Origin of the sequence: Acinetobacter baumannii, from assembly GCF_009759685.1 — a bacterium.
GTDB classification, from domain to species: domain Bacteria; phylum Pseudomonadota; class Gammaproteobacteria; order Pseudomonadales; family Moraxellaceae; genus Acinetobacter; species Acinetobacter baumannii.
Genome location: NZ_CP046654.1, coordinates 1,667,484 through 1,684,858 on the forward strand (window position 1 = coordinate 1,667,484; position 17,375 = coordinate 1,684,858).

Annotated in this window: 15 protein-coding genes; 10 read left to right on the forward strand and 5 right to left on the reverse strand. The window is 38.7% G+C overall.

Going from position 1 to position 17,375, the window contains the following annotated elements; genetic code table 11:
- Positions 1–66: 66 nt before the first annotated feature.
- The 3 genes from rpoC (at position 67) to GO593_RS07970 (ending at position 5,362) form a co-directional block, all read left to right on the forward strand.
- Complete coding sequence (gene rpoC / locus GO593_RS07960; protein ID WP_000653927.1) at positions 67–4,260, forward strand: DNA-directed RNA polymerase subunit beta'; 4,194 nt, start codon at positions 67–69, stop codon at positions 4,258–4,260.
- 166 nt (positions 4,261–4,426) lie between these two features.
- The gene (locus GO593_RS07965; RefSeq protein WP_000738603.1) at positions 4,427–4,792 is read left to right on the forward strand and encodes a hypothetical protein; all 366 of its coding nucleotides are present in this window, start codon (positions 4,427–4,429) and stop codon (positions 4,790–4,792) included.
- Between the two features lie 213 nt (positions 4,793–5,005).
- Entirely contained in the window at positions 5,006–5,362 is a 357-nt protein-coding gene (locus tag GO593_RS07970) for a YMGG-like glycine zipper-containing protein (protein WP_001034851.1), read from the forward strand.
- A 28-nt stretch (positions 5,363–5,390) separates the two neighbouring features.
- Here GO593_RS07970 and GO593_RS07975 read toward each other — a convergent pair whose 3' ends face one another.
- Positions 5,391–5,888: a DUF4442 domain-containing protein gene (locus GO593_RS07975; protein ID WP_000996189.1), complete on the reverse strand. Its 498-nt coding sequence runs from the start codon at positions 5,886–5,888 to the stop codon at positions 5,391–5,393.
- 117 nt (positions 5,889–6,005) lie between these two features.
- Here GO593_RS07975 and GO593_RS07980 point away from each other — a divergent pair, with 117 nt between their 5' ends.
- The 5 genes from GO593_RS07980 (at position 6,006) to htpG (ending at position 11,889) form a co-directional block, all read left to right on the forward strand.
- The gene (locus tag GO593_RS07980) at positions 6,006–6,884 is read left to right on the forward strand and encodes an alpha/beta fold hydrolase (protein ID WP_001984558.1); all 879 of its coding nucleotides are present in this window, start codon (positions 6,006–6,008) and stop codon (positions 6,882–6,884) included.
- Between the two features lie 104 nt (positions 6,885–6,988).
- Entirely contained in the window at positions 6,989–8,413 is a 1,425-nt protein-coding gene (locus GO593_RS07985; protein ID WP_000994938.1) for a Na+/H+ antiporter family protein, read from the forward strand.
- A 325-nt stretch (positions 8,414–8,738) separates the two neighbouring features.
- Positions 8,739–9,329, forward strand: a complete 591-nt coding sequence (locus GO593_RS07990; RefSeq protein WP_000475288.1) for an OmpW/AlkL family protein — start codon at positions 8,739–8,741, stop codon at positions 9,327–9,329.
- A gap of 184 nt (positions 9,330–9,513) precedes the next feature.
- Complete coding sequence (locus GO593_RS07995) at positions 9,514–9,867, forward strand: lysozyme inhibitor LprI family protein (RefSeq protein ID WP_001080202.1); 354 nt, start codon at positions 9,514–9,516, stop codon at positions 9,865–9,867.
- 102 nt (positions 9,868–9,969) lie between these two features.
- Positions 9,970–11,889: a molecular chaperone HtpG gene (gene htpG, locus GO593_RS08000; protein ID WP_001294941.1), complete on the forward strand. Its 1,920-nt coding sequence runs from the start codon at positions 9,970–9,972 to the stop codon at positions 11,887–11,889.
- Between the two features lie 83 nt (positions 11,890–11,972).
- Here the strand turns inward: htpG and GO593_RS08005 are convergent, their stop codons facing one another.
- The 3 genes from GO593_RS08005 to GO593_RS08015 all read right to left on the reverse strand — a co-directional run bounded on the left by GO593_RS08005 (position 11,973) and on the right by GO593_RS08015 (position 15,199).
- Positions 11,973–12,875, reverse strand: a complete 903-nt coding sequence (locus GO593_RS08005; protein WP_001984552.1) for a hypothetical protein — start codon at positions 12,873–12,875, stop codon at positions 11,973–11,975.
- A gap of 121 nt (positions 12,876–12,996) precedes the next feature.
- A complete protein-coding gene (locus GO593_RS08010; protein WP_000846675.1) occupies positions 12,997–14,136 on the reverse strand; it encodes a hypothetical protein in 1,140 nt (379 codons plus the stop codon).
- Positions 14,137–14,494: 358 nt separating this feature from the next.
- The gene (locus GO593_RS08015; RefSeq protein WP_001261850.1) at positions 14,495–15,199 is read right to left on the reverse strand and encodes a DsbA family oxidoreductase; all 705 of its coding nucleotides are present in this window, start codon (positions 15,197–15,199) and stop codon (positions 14,495–14,497) included.
- 177 nt (positions 15,200–15,376) lie between these two features.
- On the opposite strand from GO593_RS08015, the gene GO593_RS08020 reads away from it, so the two are divergent.
- Positions 15,377–16,135 carry a hypothetical protein gene (locus GO593_RS08020; RefSeq protein ID WP_001255246.1) on the forward strand — a complete coding sequence of 253 codons (759 nt, stop codon included), beginning with the start codon at positions 15,377–15,379 and terminating at the stop codon, positions 16,133–16,135.
- A 21-nt stretch (positions 16,136–16,156) separates the two neighbouring features.
- Here the strand turns inward: GO593_RS08020 and GO593_RS08025 are convergent, their stop codons facing one another.
- On the reverse strand, positions 16,157–16,522 hold the full coding sequence (locus GO593_RS08025) for a MerR family transcriptional regulator (protein ID WP_001046658.1): 366 nt from the start codon (positions 16,520–16,522) through the stop codon (positions 16,157–16,159).
- A gap of 71 nt (positions 16,523–16,593) precedes the next feature.
- On the opposite strand from GO593_RS08025, the gene GO593_RS08030 reads away from it, so the two are divergent.
- Positions 16,594–17,241: an RBBP9/YdeN family alpha/beta hydrolase gene (locus GO593_RS08030; protein WP_074162217.1), complete on the forward strand. Its 648-nt coding sequence runs from the start codon at positions 16,594–16,596 to the stop codon at positions 17,239–17,241.
- Positions 17,242–17,375: the final 134 nt, after the last annotated feature.

The window sequence follows — 17,375 nt, forward strand, 5'->3', positions numbered from 1 at the left end:
TTAGGTAAAAACAATATTTGTGACCCAGTCGGGTAAGCGAGGCTTCCCGACACACGGAGAAAAAAATTGAAAGACTTGCTCGATATCATGCGTAAGAAAACGGACTCAGATGGTCATGCGCCAGTTGAGTTCGACCGTATCCGTATTGGTCTTGCGTCACCAGAAATGATTAAGTCATGGTCTCATGGTGAAGTTAAAAAACCTGAGACAATCAACTATCGTACGTTCAAACCAGAACGTGATGGTTTGTTCTGTGCCAAAATCTTTGGTCCAGTAAAAGATTACGAATGCTTGTGTGGTAAATACAAGCGTATGAAATACAAAGGCGTCATTTGTGAAAAATGTGGCGTTGAAGTAACTACAGCAAAAGTTCGTCGTGAACGTATGGGTCACATTGAGCTTGCTTCTCCAGTTGCACATATCTGGTTCTTAAAATCGTTACCATCCCGTATCGGTTTATTACTTGATATGACACTTCGTGATATCGAACGTGTATTGTATTTCGAATCATACGTTGTTACTGATCCTGGTATGACACCATTTGAAAAGTATCAACTTCTTAATGATGAAGAATACTTTACTGCTCTAGAAGAGCACGGCGACGAATTTGTTGCAAAAATGGGTGCAGAAGCAGTTCAAGACTTGTTGAAAGACATCGACCTTGAAGCTGAAATTTCACGTTTACGTGAAGAAATTCCTCAAACAACTTCTGAAACGAAGTTGAAAAAAGCGTCTAAGCGCTTGAAATTGATGGAAGCATTCAAAGACTCAAACAACAAGCCAGAATGGATGGTAATGAACGTACTTCCGGTACTTCCACCAGATTTACGTCCATTAGTTCCACTTGAAGGTGGTCGTTTCGCGACTTCTGACTTGAACGACTTATATCGTCGTGTAATTAACCGTAACAACCGTTTGAAGCGTCTTCTTGACCTTGCAGCGCCGGACATCATCGTACGTAATGAAAAACGTATGTTACAAGAGTCTGTAGATGCGTTGCTTGATAACGGTCGTCGTGGTCGTGCAATTACTGGTTCTAACAAACGCCCATTAAAATCTTTGGCAGACATGATCAAAGGTAAACAAGGTCGTTTCCGTCAGAACTTGTTAGGTAAGCGTGTTGACTACTCTGGTCGTTCGGTAATTACTGTAGGTCCTACTTTACGTCTTCACCAATGTGGTCTTCCGAAGAAAATGGCACTTGAATTATTCAAGCCATTCATTTTCGCAAAATTACAAGCTTCAGGTCAGGCAACCACCATTAAAGCTGCGAAGAAAATGGTTGAGCGTGAGACTCCGGAAGTTTGGGACGTTCTTGCATCTGTAATTCGTCAACATCCAGTAATGTTGAACCGTGCGCCAACACTTCACCGTTTAGGTCTTCAAGCATTTGAGCCTATTCTTATTGAAGGTAAGGCAATCCGTCTTCACCCGCTCGTCTGTGCTGCGTTCAACGCCGACTTCGACGGTGACCAAATGGCGGTACACGTTCCATTGACACTTGAAGCACAGTTAGAAGCTCGTGCATTGATGATGTCAACAAACAACATCTTGTCACCAGCAAACGGTGAGCCAATCATCGTTCCTTCTCAGGACGTTGTCTTGGGTCTTTACTACATCACTCGTGATGCAGTAAACGCGAAAGGTGAAGGCATGGTGTTTGCGGATACTCACGAAGTAAACCGTGCACTTGCAACTGGTCAAGTTGCGATCCATGCTCGTGTTAAAGTACGTGTGCATCAAACGGTTATCAATGAAAATGGTGAGCGTGAACAGCAAACTATCATTGTTGATACAACACCAGGTCGTTGCTTACTTTGGGAAGTTGTTCCAGAAGGTTTAAGCTTTGACATGATCAACCTTGAGATGACTAAAAAGAACATCTCTAAGTTAATCAACTCTTGCTACCGTAAACTTGGTTTGAAAGATACAGTTATCTTCGCTGACCAATTAATGTACTTGGGCTTCCGTCAAGCGACTCGTTCAGGTGTATCTGTAGGTATGGAAGACATGTTAATTCCACCTACGAAACACACAATTATTGACAAAGCGGAAACAGAAGTTCGTGAAATCGAACAACAGTTTGAACAAGGTTTCGTAACTGCTGGTGAACGTTATAACAAAGTTGTCGATATTTGGGCGCGTACAAACGACCAAGTTGCTAAAGCAATGATGGATAACTTGTCTTATACACTTGTGAAAAACAAACAAGGTGAAGACGAGAAGCAAAAATCATTCAACAGTATCTATATGATGTCTGACTCTGGTGCCCGTGGTAGTGCGGCTCAGATTCGTCAGCTTGCAGGTATGCGTGGTTTGATGGCAAAACCGGATGGCTCGATTATTGAGACTCCAATTAAAGCGAACTTCCGTGAAGGTTTGACAGTACTCCAGTACTTCATTTCAACACACGGTGCGCGTAAAGGTTTGGCCGATACTGCATTGAAAACTGCGAACTCTGGTTACTTGACTCGTCGTCTTGTAGACGTAGCACAAGACTTAGTAATTACTGAGCCAGATTGTGGTACAAGTGGTGGTCTAGTGATGACTCCATTCATTCAGGGTGGTGATGTCATCGAGCCATTACGTGACCGCGTATTAGGTCGTGTAACTGCTGAAGATGTACGTCGTGCATCTGATGATGAAGTTGTATTACCTCGCGGTACGTTAATTGACGAGAAAATCGCAGCTCAGCTTGAAGAGGCTGGTGTCGATGAAGTTAAAGTACGTTCTGTAATCGCATGTGAATCAACATTCGGTGTATGTGCGAAATGTTATGGTCGTGACCTCGCTCGTGGTCACTTGGTAAACCCAGGTGAGTCAGTAGGCGTAATGGCTGCACAGTCAATCGGTGAACCAGGTACACAGTTAACAATGCGTACGTTCCACGTGGGTGGTGCTGCAAGCCGAACTTCTGCTGCAAACAGTGTTCAAGTACGTAACAAAGGTACTGTACGTTTCCATAACGTAAAAACTGTACAACATGCGAAAGGCCACTTGGTTTCAGTTTCACGTTCAGGTGAAATTGGTATTGCCGATGAGTTAGGCCGTGAGCGTGAACGCTACAAACTTCCTTACGGTGCGAGCATCTTGTTGAAAGATGGTGAGCTTGTTGAGGCTGGTGGTATCGTTGCGACATGGGATCCGCATACGCATCCATTGGTAACAGAAGTTGCTGGTAAAGCACGTTTCAGCCAAATTGCTGATGGTGTAACTGCAACATCGAAAACTGATGATGCAACTGGTATGACAACTGTTGAAATCTTGCCTGTAACAGCACGTCCTGCTTCTGGTAAAGATTTACGTCCAGCAATCGTATTAGATACAACTGATGGCGGTGAACAGTTCTACTTCTTACCACAAAACACAATTGTGACTGTTCGCGACGGCGAAACAATTGGTGTGGGTGACGTTATCGGTCGTGTACCACAAGAATCTTCACGTACTCGTGATATTACCGGTGGTCTTCCGCGTGTTGCTGACTTGTTCGAAGCACGTAAGCCGAAAGAACATGCGATCTTGGCAGAAGTGTCTGGTATCGTAAGCTTCGGTAAAGAGACCAAAGGTAAGAATCGTTTAGTGATTACTCCAGATGACGGTTCTGAAATTTACGAAGAGTTGATTCCAAAATGGCGTCAAATCAACGTGTTTGAAGGTGAACATGTGAACCGTGGTGAAACCATTTCTGATGGTCCACAAAATCCACATGACATCTTACGCTTGAAAGGTGAAGTTGCTTTAACTAACTACATCGTGAACGAAGTTCAAGACGTTTACCGTCTCCAAGGTGTAAAAATCAACGATAAGCACATTGAAGTTATCGTACGTCAAATGTTGCGTAAAGTTGATATCATCGATGGTGGTGATACAAGCTTCATCAAAGGTGAACAAGTGGATTACATCCGTGTTGTTCAAGAGAACCAAGCTGTCTTGGCTCAGAACAAGTTCCCTGCGAAGTTTGAACGTCAATTGATGGGTATTACGAAAGCATCGCTTTCTACTGACTCATTCATCTCTGCTGCATCGTTCCAGGAAACAACTCGTGTGTTAACTGAAGCGGCTGTAACAGGTAAAGAAGATGATTTACGTGGCTTGAAAGAAAACGTTGTAGTGGGTCGCTTGATTCCAGCTGGTACTGGTCTTGCATACCACTTAGAGCGTCGTCGTCAAGAAGCGGAAGCAGCAGAACATGCTCTTCACAATGACTTCAGCGAAGTAGACCAAGCATTTAGCCAAGCTTTAAACTCAGAACAATTCTAAGCTTAAACTTGCATTAAAAAGGCGCCTTAGGGCGCCTTTTTTGTGGAAAAAATAAGCCATTTTTACAAAAAGTCTATTAAAGCACTCTTAATTTATTACTTAATGGGGGAAAACCCTCCATGAAAGCATACTATTCTAGGCGCAACTGAGTAGAGGAGTAGCTTTAATGAAAAAAATGATGATGATTGCAGGTGTTGGTTTAATGTCAACTACTCTATTTGTAGGTTGCCAAAATGCTAGCCCAGAAAGCAAACGTATTGGTTCGGCAGCTATCGGTGGTGGTGCAGGTGGTGCCGTAGGTAAACATATAGGCGGTAATATTGGTGCAGGTTTAGGAGCAGCGCTTGGTGCTGGTGTTGCCGCTAATGCTAAAGGCTCTAGCAGTAAAACAGTACGTAATAGTGCCATTGGTGCAGGTGTTGGGGCAATCTTAGGTGGTGCAGTGATTGGTGGTGACGCTGGTGCTGCTGCAGGTGGAGCACTCGGTGGTAGTGCTGGTGCAGCCTATGAAGAGAAAAAAGGTAAGTACTAAAACTACCTCTAACTATATTAAAAAAGAAGCTCTTATTTCATTAAGAGCTTCTTTTTTATCTGCTTTTAAAAGATGTAAATTTAACTCATCACTGCACATAAATTGGCTTTACAAAATATCTATTAATTACGACAGTGCAATAACACAAACTGATCAAATTCCCCATAAAAGAAGACTATGCTTTGATTAAAGCCCAAAGGAGTGAGTACGGTCATGAATAAAAAAATTGGTTTAATATCTACTGTCATATTATCAACAGTTATGTTCACCGGCTGTCAAAATATGAGTCCGTCTGACCAGCGTATTGGTGCAGCAGCAGCAGGTGGTGCATTGGGTGGCGGTCTGGGTAACCATGTTGGTGGCGGTATCGGTGCAGGTTTAGGTGCTGCGGTAGGTGCAGGTGTGGGTTCTAATACTCAAGGCGGCAGTAAACAAACCACAACCAAGAGTGCGATTGGTGCAGGTATTGGTTCGGTCGTTGGTAAAGCTATCATAGGTGGTGATACAGGTGCTGCAATTGGTGGCGCAATCGGCGGCGGTGCTGGTGCTGCGATTGAAGAAAAGAAATAAAAATAAGTGAAATGAAAAATAAGCGCCTTCAGGCGCTTATTTTATTAGTAGAAGGTTTTGCTTTTTTACGTCGGATATAAAGTGTCTTTTGGACTTCAGCAATTCTCACACCTGATTCATCGAAAATATTTAAATGATATGTTCTAAGAACAGGAGCATAGTTTTCGGCAAGTTCACGAATTTGTTCAATTTCTGCTAAATCAACGCGAATGTCAGCATAAACGGTACTTCGGCCAGGTGATAAAAAATTAATTTCAGCTGCTTTATCCCAAACAATATATTTTGATCCGAGATGATGCATAAGAATCAACATATAAAAGGGGTCAACCATTGAATAAAGGCTTCCGCCAAAGTGAGTGCCTACCAGATTTTGATTTTTCCAAGTAAGTGGCATTTTTACCCGAACATGACAGAGCTCTAAATTCATGACTTCAATATGAATACCAGCTCCACGGTAAGGTGGGTAATGGTTAAATAAGAATTTGGAAATTGAAGGAATGTTCTGAAGTTTTTTTAAAATAGCCATAATAGTCAATTTTTTTTATTGCAACACTGGTCATACTAGATAAGTATCATCTTTTTTATATTGATGGCAATGCTTTATCCGATTAACGACATGATCGATTGAAAAACAAAATAGGAAATGATTATGCAGCCAAAGATTTATGCCGTAACGACAAGTGATCAACAAACCCTGTGTGCCAAGGCTTGGGGTGATGAGAAAAATATTCCATTAGTGTTAGTGCATGGTTATCCAGATAATCAGGAAGTATGGGAATCGGTCATTGAGCATTTAATCAATGATTTTTATATTGTGACTTATGATGTCCGTGGGGCAGGCTTATCATCTATTCCTAAACGGATACGGGATTACCGTTTAGAACGTTTATCTTTAGATTTGCAGGAAGTCGTAGATGAGGTAATCCCAAATCGACAGTTCCATATGGCTGCGCATGATTGGGGTTCAATTCAGTCTTGGGAATCTGCAACAGAACCTAAATTTAAAGGCCGTTTACTCTCTTATACAACAATTTCCGGTCCATGTTTGGATCATGCGGCACTTTTCTTAAGAGAGAAGTTCAAAACATCACCTGCACAGATCCTAAAAATACTCACAAAATCATGGTATATCGGAGCATTCCATTTACCGCTAATTGCTCCAACTGTATGGTCGCTGTTTAGTCCAGAGAAGTGGGGTAAGATCTTAAATGACTTAGAGCGAAAAGATAATTTGCCTTTAAATAGTAATATTTCTTCAGATGGGAAATACGGTATTAACTTATATCGTGCGAATTTTATTCCACGTTTAACTCGTCCTCGTCAGCGTTATGCGCAATGTCCAGTTAAAGCAATTATTTTAAAGTATGACACTTTTGTCAGCCCAGAATATATTACAGAAGCGATGCCAAAATGGGTTGAAAACTTCGAATATGTTGAGCTTGAAGCAAATCATTGGGCGATTTTGAGTCAGGCTGAAAAAGTGGCAGTTCATATTCGCCAGTTTATTGACTCGCAGAGCTAATAAGTGACTGTTTAATATACAAAACTGTTAATTCGGCGATATTTTCGGCTTCATAGAGGTGAATCTGGTAGAATATCGCCTTTTGTTTTGCTCTGAACTTATTCATGAATGCTGTCGTTATTGCGATTGCAGTGATGTTCTTATTATCACTGGCGCGCGTTTCTGTCGTACTGACTTTAGTGGTTTCTGCCATTGTGGGCGGCCTCGTAGCGGGTTTAAGCCTTTCTCAAACTGTTGAAGCCTTTAACGCTGGTCTTGGTGATGGTGCTGAGGTTGCACTTGCCTATGCAGTGTTAGGGGCATTTGCTCTGGCACTTTCAAAATCTGGATTACCTGATTTACTTGCCCATAAACTGATTGGTTTATTGGGAATGGAAGCAGGGAAAAGCCGAGAAACTAAGGTGAAATATTTACTCTTAGGTATTTTACTGATCGCAGCTATTTTCTCTCAGAACCTTATTCCAGTTCATATTGCTTTTATTCCAGTATTGGTTCCGCCTCTATTACGGGTAATGAACCATTTAAAATTAGACCGCCGCGCCGCAGCTTGTGTTCTTACTTTAGGCTTGGTTGGGACATATATTTTCTTACCTGTTGGCTTTGGTGCGATTTTCCTTGAACAGATTTTGATGGGAAATATCAACAAAATTGGTGCTGCTTATGGTTTACATGTAGAACGTGGCATGATGCCTATTGGTATGGCAATTCCAGTTTTGGGAATGGTTCTAGGCACCTTGGTTGCGGTATTTATCAGTTACCGTAAGCCACGAATTTATGCTGACCGTTCGATAAGCCCTGTAACTACAATTGATTTAGATAAACCTCTTCGTGCAACTGCACAAGATGAAACAGCAGACTTAAAAGCAGACGCAGAAGAACTTAAACATGAGGCAGAGCAAGGCCCTGTTATTGCTAAAAAAACAATTTTTATGGCTTTACTGGCTATTGGACTCACTTTAGTTGCGCAGCTTTATTCCGGCTCAATGATCTTGGGTGGTTTAGTGGGCTTTGCAGTGCTTTCTACGGCAGGCATTTTTAAATGGCAAGATGCAGATGATGTCTTTGTACAAGGCATGAGAATGATGGCTCTAGTCGGCTTTATTATGATCTCTGCTGCCGGTTTTGCTTCGGTTATGACTCATACCGGAGATATTAACCAGTTGGTTAAAGGTGTGGTAGAAATCATTGGTGATAACCGTGCGCTTGCTGCATTTTTAATGCTTTGTATTGGCCTATTTGTCACGATTGGTATAGGTTCATCTTTCTCAAGTGTTCCTGTATTAGCTGTTATTTATGTACCTTTATGTGTCCAGTTCGGTTTCTCACCGTTAGCGACAATTGCACTTATCGGGACAGCTGCTGCTTTAGGTGATGCTGGATCTCCGGCTTCTGATTCTACCTTAGGACCAACAGCAGGTTTAGGTGTAGATGGGCAACATGACCATATTTGGGATACTGTGATACCAACATTTATTCACTTTAATATTCCGCTATTAATTTTTGGTTGGATTGCAGCCATGGTTTTATAATTTTTATAAAATATTAAATAAAGACCTCCTTAGTTTTTATCTAGAGATAATGATTAAGGAGGTTTTTTTGTGGTATAAACAAAACATGTATTTAGAATAAACTATATTAAAATACTCGGATTTAAAGTTTATTAAAAAGGTTGGTTATATAAAATAATTCTGATTAATTAGGTTGGAATAAAAACCAATTAAAATAGTTGGTTAATATATAATTTTATTTAAAACAGTTATTTAAAAATAAATATAAAAATAATTTTATAATGGGTGTTGCATCAATTTAAAATAAATGTTTATTATAAATATAAATAGGGTTGGAGATATTAAAGTGTTCAAAAAAGTATTAGTTGTTGCATTAATGGGGGTATCTTCATTTACTTTTGCTGGTAATTGGCAAGTAAAATTTGGGGGCAGCGTTATTGCTCCATCGGAAGATACAACAACACCTTTAGGTGTGGTAAAGGCGGATCATGAATATGCATTTACTCCATCAGTAGAATACTTTTTTGGCCAATCTCCATTTTCGGCAGAATTATTATTAGCAACACCTATTAATCACGATGTATTGCTCAATGGCGAAAAAAAAGCGCGTATTAAACAATTACCACCAACAATTACAGCAAAATATCATTTTAAAAACTCGACTCGTTTTACACCGTATATTGGTATCGGGGCAACAGCATTTATTCCTTGGGATGAACAAGGTGTTGCTGTAAAAGTAAAAGAAGATTTTGGTGTCGCTGGCCAAGTTGGTTTTAATTTCCAACCTGCTGATGCTAAAAATTGGGGAGTATTTGTAGATGTGCGTTATGCAGATATTAGTCCAGAGGTAACAATTGATCCTTCAGTAGCTAATTATAAGTTTGATTTAGATATCAACCCGTTTGTTTACACTTTAGGTTATAGCTATAAATTCTAAGCATAATAATAAATAGAAAGAATATAATAATAAACCTAGATTCAGGCACCTCACATAGCTTTTTATGTGAGGTTTTTTATTTCATGGTTCTCACTAAAAAACGCATAAAATAGACAGTTTTATACATATTTTACCGCTCTTTATTTCTAAACTATTTTTTATACATTTTTAAAGGAATAACATGATGAATAGAAAATTTGCCATGGGGCTAGCACTTTTTAGTGGTTTAGCTTTTACGCATAGTTTGCAAGCTGCTAGTTTCTCTTGCAATGCTGCAAAAACAAAGACTGAACTCAGTATTTGTAAGAACCGGTCTTTAAATGATGCCGATGTCAAAATGGCAACGACATATCAAATTGTTTTACATGCACTACCAATGGGTGGACGTGATAATCAAAAAGATACACAGCAGCAATGGCTGAAAAAAAGAAATGCTTGTGCAGCTAATGTGAGTTGTATTTCTAAGGCATATCAGCAAAGACAAAAACAACTAGACACTATTTTACAAGATAGGGTCTTAAGCCATGGACCATTTTAATTAGAGTAAAATTTTTTAATATTCAGGATTGAAAAATTCTAGAAGTACTCCATTCATAAAGCATTCGAGAACAAACAGACTTCAAAATTTAAGGAGTGATTTATGAGTGAACAAGCATCACAAAATTATAGTTTCCAAGCGGAAGTAGCACAGCTTTTACATTTAGTGACGCATTCTCTCTATTCAAACCCTGAAATTTTCTTACGTGAACTTATCTCTAATGCATCAGATGCATGTGATAAATTGCGTTTCGAAGGAATTAATCATCCTGAATATTATGAAAATGACCCTAATTTACATGTACGAATCAGCTTAAATAAAGAAGATAAAACTTTAACGATTTCTGATAACGGTATTGGTTTAAGCCAACAAGAAGCTATTGATAACTTGGGTACAATTGCAAAATCAGGTACTAAAGATTTCATGTCAAAATTGACGGGTGACCAGAAAGCGGATGCTCAGTTAATTGGTCAGTTTGGTGTTGGTTTCTACTCAGGTTTTATTGTTGCCGATAAAATTACAGTTGAATCACGTCGCGCAGGTCTAGATGCTTCTGAAGGGGTGCGTTGGATCAGTGGCGGTACAGGTGAGTTTGAAGTTCAGCAAATTGATAAAGCTTCACGCGGTACTGACATTATTCTTCACTTGCGTGATGACGCGCTTGATTATTTAGAGTCTTATAAAGTTAAGCAAATCGTTAATAAATATTCTGACCACATTAGCTTGCCAATTGAAATGCAAAAAGAAGTTTGGCAAGAAGAAGAGGTTGCTGAAGGTGAGGAGCCTAAAGGCGGCCAAATGGTCAAAACAGATGAGTGGGAAGCAATTAACTCGGCAAGTGCACTATGGACACGTAACAAGAGTGAAGTGACTGAAGAGCAATATGTTGAGTTCTATAAAAACTTAACTCACGATTTTGAAGCTCCGCTTGCATGGGCACATAACCGTGTAGAAGGTAGTACGGAATATACCCAGTTACTTTATATTCCAAGTAAAGCACCTCATGACATTTTTACACGTGAAGCAAAAGCAGGAATTAAGCTGTATGTAAAACGCGTATTTATTATGGATGATGCGGACAATCTAATTCCAAACTATTTACGCTTTGTACAAGGTGTCGTGGACAGCGCTGATTTACCGCTTAATGTCAGCCGTGAGTTGTTGCAAGAAAGCCGTGATGTTAAGACAATCCGTGAAGGTAACGCACGCCGTGTACTCACTTTGCTTGATGGCTTAGCTAAATCTGAAGATGAAAAAGACCAAGAAAAATTCAAAACGTTCTACACTGAGTTTGGCTCAGTTCTTAAAGAAGGTTTGGGTGAAGACTTCGGTAACCGCGAACGTATTTTAAAATTATTACGTTATGCAACTTCAACAAATGATGAAGTAACAACTTCTTTTGCGGACTATAAGGCACGCATGAAAGAAGGCCAAAAAGCTATCTATTATGTGACTGCTGAAAGTTTAGCTGCTGCTAAGAACTCTCCACAGTTGGAGTTGTTTAAGAAAAAAGGCATTGAAGTATTATTAATGGCAGAGCGTGTTGACGAGTGGGCAATGAACTTTGTTCACGAGTTTGACGGTACACCATTGAAGAATGTATCTAAAGGCGCAGTTGATTTAGGTGACTTGCAAGATGCTGAAGAGAAAAAGGCACTTGAGCAAGCGGCTGAACAGTTTAAACCTGTTGTTGAGAAATTAAGTGACTCATTGAAGGCTAAAACCAAAGAAGTCCGTGTAACGACTCGTTTGGTAGATTCTCCGGCATGTTTAGTGACTAGCGAAGGGGAATTGTCTCCTCAACTTATTCGTATGCTCAAACAAGCAGGGCAAGCCGTACCTGAAATCAAGCCAATTTTAGAAATTAACCCTGAGCATCCTTTAGTGAAAAAACTTGAAGGTTCAGAACAATTTGATGATTTGGCGAATGTGATTTTTGATCAGGCGGTGATTGCAGAAGGTGGATTACCGGAAGATCCGGCAGCTTATGTGAAGCGTATTAATAACTTATTGCTAAAATAATTTTGCAATAGAAAAAGCCTCTGAATTATCAGGGGCTTTTTTGTGGATAAAGAAAGAGTTATCCACAATTTGATGGTTTTTGTCTAAAAATTAGCTTCCAGATTCATTTGGACACTGAGCTGATGCTTGGGGTCATCATCAAGATGGTTAAAGAAATTAAGATCATTTTGCATAAAAATCCAATCTCTCCATATCGGTTGACGCCATGAAATATAAGGTCCCCAACTATTTAGGCGGATATCGTTATTGACATATACACCACCGCTATAAATACCGTAAGTCAGACGATTATCTTTTACAAATTCAAATTGTTGGAAAGTCCAATTCCCCCAGTTGTAATCTTCCTTTCCACTCTTATTCACATTAAATGTATTGGAAAATAATGTGTTATCTTGCATTTTCTGCGTTAAGTTCAGCGTCGTTTCAGTGTAATTCCGGCTGGTCGAACCATATCGGAAAATTTGCTCAGTATCTAGACTAATGTTATGTCGTAAATTCCATTTTTTCTTGGCAAGAAATTGTACATAAACATCACTTTCCGAGTTTGAGCCTAGATCAAGATCATTTTCAAACGGCATCCAGGTTGAAATGGTATTCCAACTTGCTGTGAGCGGATTATTTTCTGAAACATGAAGAGTTGAAGCTTTCTTCTTGACCTTGCCAAAGGTTTTATAAGGATGTTTGCGTTGGGCTGCGCGACTCCACAACGTATCATTTCCAAATACAGCCATCAGGTCCTGAATAAGTGCGGTATCTGAACTATGACTTGGTTCTACTTCGCATGGTGAATGTAAAAAAGATACAGACTGACTTTTTGTTTTGAGAGTAACCACAGACGAATACAGGATTCGCCTTGTAGAGCGTGAGTGTTTCAAAGAGGTAGGAAAAAGCTGTATATGAGGAATTAAAACCAGCATACCTAAGCTATAAATGCAAAGTAAGGCAGTAGATCTGTATTCAAATGAAAAAGAAGAGAATTGATTCATTTTTCTGAAGATCAGGAATCAAAAATTAGCTCGTTATTGTAAGAAGAAAAGCTTAAATTTTTATTTAAAAGTATTTTATTATTCATCACCTTGGATGGGGAATCCAAGGTGATTTTTAAGCTTAGAAAAGGGCTTCTAATCGTAAGAATGTGCTCACATAATGGTTGCGATCTTCACGATGGTCATTAAAGTAATTGAGGTCGCCTTGTACAAAGAACCATTCACGTAAAACAGGCTGACGCCATGATACAAATGGTCCCCAACTGTTTAAACGTAAATCGTTGTCATTGTAGTAGCCACCTGTATAAATGCCATAGTTAAAACGGTTATTTGCAAAGAAGCTATGTTCTCGGAAAAGACGGTTTTCCCATGTTAAATCGTCATCTTGATCATCGGCATAAGTTAAGCTGAACTGGTTTGATAAGATCGGCTGATTTGGACGAGCATGGGTAAGTTCAAGATTAGTTCGTAAGTAATTTTCACTATCTATGCCATAACGATAAATTTGTTCTGCATAAAATTTAAAATCATTACGGAGCTGCCAGTCTCTCGATGCTTTTAAACGGACATAAATATCATCGCCAGAACGGATACCTAAGTCAGCGTCTGTTTCAAAAGGTAGCTTTTTCGAGAAATTTGACCAACGTAATGCGATTGAGCTGTTGTCATCTCGAGTTCGTTTACCATCTAACTTTTTATTTGGATCTTGATTTGGGTTTTGATTGATATTGGCTGGGCTATTATTAAATTCGTCATCTAAAGAGTCATCACCAAATACCACACTTAAACGCTTCTCTAGAGTAGGTAATTTAATCTTACCGCGAATTCTGGGCTTGATTTCATAATTATCATATTCATTCCAATAGTTATCGATCATGACCCGAATGGTGGCTGATGCAGGTTTTTGTGGGTCAACTTCACCAAACCAATTATCAATTTTTCCAGATGTACGATCGGCCCAATTACGGATTTTCTTTTGTTTACGGTCAAACCAAGTCTGATCTTCGGTTTGCTCGGTTGGTGGAACAATCGGTTCGTTGGACTGCTCGGGGAAAATCGTTGGGGTTGCATCAATCCATCTTGGAATTTGGTCTAAAAGATTTTCATCTTTATTTTCTTCAGTTTGTGCTCCAGATGACAAACCGTTTATTTGTTGGGTTGAGGAAGAATTTACTTCTGCATGAGCCATACATACTGAACCAAATCCTAAGGTCAAAAGGGCAAAAAGCTGCCGATATGTAATGATGTGAAATGTTTTCATATCTATCTTTATGTTTTGTTGTTATTGTCACTTTTGTAGATTTTTCTAATAAAATCAAGAGGACGACACAAAACTTAAGTAAATTTAACTTTTCTTACATATTTGAAATTAATTAAAAAGTTTAAGCTATTAGCGATAATTTTTAAGCAAAAAAAATCCCCCAAACTAGGGGGAGTTTTTGATCAAGGAAACTTCAAATTCCGATCATTAAACACATAAAAAACAGAACATTACAGCGCGAATATTCTAAGCCGCAATCATAAACCGATTTTAAACAATTGAATAGTTCTTTTTTTAGAACGCTCTATTGCTAAAATGGTGATAAAACATACGACTCGTTCACACTTTATCGTTAAGCCTATTTATTTTGTGGAATATCGCATGTTTCATCATTACAAACAGCTGCGTCATCTTGCTCGATATTTTCAGCATTTGCCTTGAGTTGTGCTTGTTCTAGTACTTGTAAAAACACTTCACGAGGTTGTGCTCCTGCAAGTGCGATTCTTTGGTCAAATACAAAAAAAGGTACGCCAGTTACATTGAGTTGCTCATGTGCAATTTTTTCATCATGACGAACAAAGTCAGCCAACTCATTTGTATCGAGTACATATTCAACTTCGGCATTATCAAGGCCAATACGAGAAGCAATTTCTTCTACAACTTCGCGTTCGCCAATAGCTAGACCTTCAGTCATATAAGCATGGAAAAAAGCTTCTTTTGCTTCGTTTCCTAAACCTTTACTTTGTGCAAGGTGGATAATACGGTGTGCATTAAAGCTATTGCCTGAATTGGCTTTTTGCCATTGGAAGTCAATACCTTCAGAAGCAGCCATGGCCGCAATGTTGCGTTCCATTTCTTCCATCTCTTCATAGGTACGGCCATATTTTTTAGCCAAACGCTCAGTATTTGAAGTGTCATGTTTTGCGGGAGCATCAGGATCTAGTTCGAAACTATGCCAGTGAATATCAAGCTCGATACCTGCCTCGGCAGCGACATGTTCAAGGCGTTTTTTGCCGATATAGCAGAAAGGGCATACTACATCAGACCAGACATCAACACGCATGGGAGAATCTCATAAATATAATTTACCCATCATAATAGGGATGATGTACACGGATTTAAAGCATTGAATGGAGAATAGAGTGTTGCGTATTGTGAAATAAATGGCATATAAAGAACTATAAGCTCTATTTTATAACTATAAAGAGCAAAACTATAAGAATGGAAATAGGAGGTGTTTATGCGCCGAGTTTTGATTGCAATTGCAAGTCTGGTTGTTATTACGAGTATTGTTTTTTTTACCTATCAACATATAAAACAGCAGCAAGCCAAAGATAGCAGTCAAATGTTTGATGTGGTAATGACTGAAAAAATGAATCAGCTTTATGATCAGGCCCAAGACTGGACTAAACCTGTACAACTTGATATTCACGATAAACGGCTGGCAGGACACTACAAACAAGTCTCAGAGTTTCTTTTGAGTTATTGGGTCCAAAATGTAAATGCACGTAATGAATATTTAAGAGAATTAAAAGCTGCGAAATGGGATACGTTTTTAAATGTTGACCGTTTAGATCATGATAAAAAACAAAAATATGCTGAAACCGAAAAAATGCTAGCCGATGTTCGCAGAGCTTCAGATAAGTATCAATCCGAATATGAAAAAATTCATAAAACCTTCTTGGCAAAAATTCAGGAACTGTCTGTTGATAAAGAGATGAGACAAATCCTCGAAATAAAATTAGGAGCTCAGCAAAAAGCCGATCAGGACCATGCAATTTTTATGATTGAGCTACAAATTTTAGATAAAGCAGAAGAAATGTTTAAGCTTTTAAAAACTTATCCATGGCAAAAGAAAGATCAGATGATACTTTTCCATGAAAATGCTCAGGTCAAAAAGTTTAATGCACTGTATCAAGACGTTTTAAAACTTAATGCAAAAATTGAAAAAATTAAGAAAAAGAATGTAGCTGCCTTGGAAGGGGAGTTAAAAGAATAGCGACAGGAGGAGCATCACTTTTTAAATATTGGTGCTCTCAGCTTTTCCTTTCGCCAAGAAAGATTGTAATAAACTTTGAGAAGTTTGCAGTTTGTTTAACTGATCGGACACATGCTTAAGTTCTGTTTGTAGTTTTTCTTGAACCACTGAACACAGCGTAAATACCCGTTCATCTAAATCAAAACATGGCAATAAAACATGAATGTCTTTCAGGTTCATACCTGCGTCATTTAATATTTTAATTTTCTTAATATTTTCAATATCTTTTTGCGTATAACTTCGATAATTATTACTCGCTCGATGAGGCTGTATAAGCCCTAAATTTTCATAATACCGCAGCATACGTGGGCTTACTTTTGTGAGCTCGGAAACTTTAGCTAAGTTCATAAAATGGGGTTGACCTTAACAGTGGTGTCATAGTTTAGCATGTTTTTATATTTCAAAATGGTACTTGTTCCATGATTAGAAAACTCATTTTATTGGTGATATTCGGATTAATGTCATTTGTTACAAATGCCAAAACCCTTGAATTTCAGGAGAAGAACATGCGTCAAATATTTGTGCTTCACGGTTACTCAGCTTCTATTAACGATCATTGGTTTTTGGACTTAAAACATCAAATAGAAGATGAAAATACAACTGTTACTTTAATACCATTTCCAGATTCTGAGCATCCGGACGTCGATGCTTGGCAGAAAGTATTAGATGAGCAGATTCCTGCAGTTAATGAAAATACTTATTTTGTTGCCCACAGTTTAGGGGTAATTACCTTACTACACTTTTTACAAAGACATAATTATCAAAATATTGGAGGAATGATTTTAGTATCTGGATTCTCTGGTCCAATTTCAGATTCTTCACCTCTTAGCCCTTATATAACAAAGAGTAAAGTCGATACTAATTATTTCCGTGACATAGAGAAAAAGCTGGTTTATTTGTCTGATAATGATGATTTGGTTCCACCACAACTAACGATTCAATTGGCTAAGGATATTGATGCGCCTTATATTACCGTTCCTAATGGTGGGCACTTTTTAGGTCGGGAAGGTTATACGGAATTTCCGCAATTAGTCGATTCTTTAAAAGAAATGTTAGAGAGTGAATAAAACTTATAAGATAAACCCCACCCTATAAATGGTTATATTTAATTTATAGGGTGATTCTATATATTCAGTTTTCTATGGATAAAAATCCCTGACTATTACATTAAAAATTTTAATTATATTTACCGTTTATCTGA